This window comes from Streptomyces sp. SID12501 (assembly GCF_010550245.1).
In the GTDB taxonomy this organism is placed as follows: Bacteria; Actinomycetota; Actinomycetes; order Streptomycetales; family Streptomycetaceae; genus Streptomyces.
The window spans coordinates 1-504 of the sequence record NZ_JAAGLU010000449.1 but is presented as its reverse complement, the minus strand read 5'-3'; the positions used below and the strand labels follow the sequence as shown (position 1 = coordinate 504).

1 protein-coding gene is annotated in these 504 nt (G+C 73.6%); it reads left to right on the top strand.

Annotation, left to right across the window (positions count from 1 at the left end; all coding sequences use genetic code 11):
- A partial coding sequence (locus tag G3I71_RS46710) for a thioesterase domain-containing protein (RefSeq protein WP_239149794.1) occupies positions 1-504 on the top strand: 504 nt, incomplete at both ends.

The window sequence follows — 504 nt, the reverse complement described above, 5'->3', positions numbered from 1 at the left end:
AGATGGCCGCCGAATACGCCGACCTGATCCGACAGGTCCAACCCGAGGGCCCGTACCGGCTGCTCGGCTGGTCGCTCGGCGGGAACGTCGCCTTCGCCATGGCCGACGAACTGCGCCGGCGCGGCCAGGAAGTGGAGCTGCTGACCCTGCTGGACTCCTACCCGCGGCGCCCGGCCGCCGGCGCGGAACCCTCGCTGGCCGAGGTGTTCGCCCACAACCTGCGCGACTCCGGCTTCGACGTGACCCCGGAGGAACTGGCGGGCGGCGCCTTCCCGGCGACCCGCTACCGGGAGTTCCTGCTCGCCGCCGGCGACCCGATGGGCCGGCTCGAAGCGGACGAACTCCGTTCGGTGCTGGACGTGTTCATGAACAACGCGGGGCTGATGCGCGGCCACGTCCCCGGCCACTTCGACGGCGACCTGCTGGTGGTGTCCGCGGAGCGGGTGTCCGCGGACAAGGCGGCCCGCCGCGACGCCCGGTCGTGGCACCCCCACGCCACGGGCC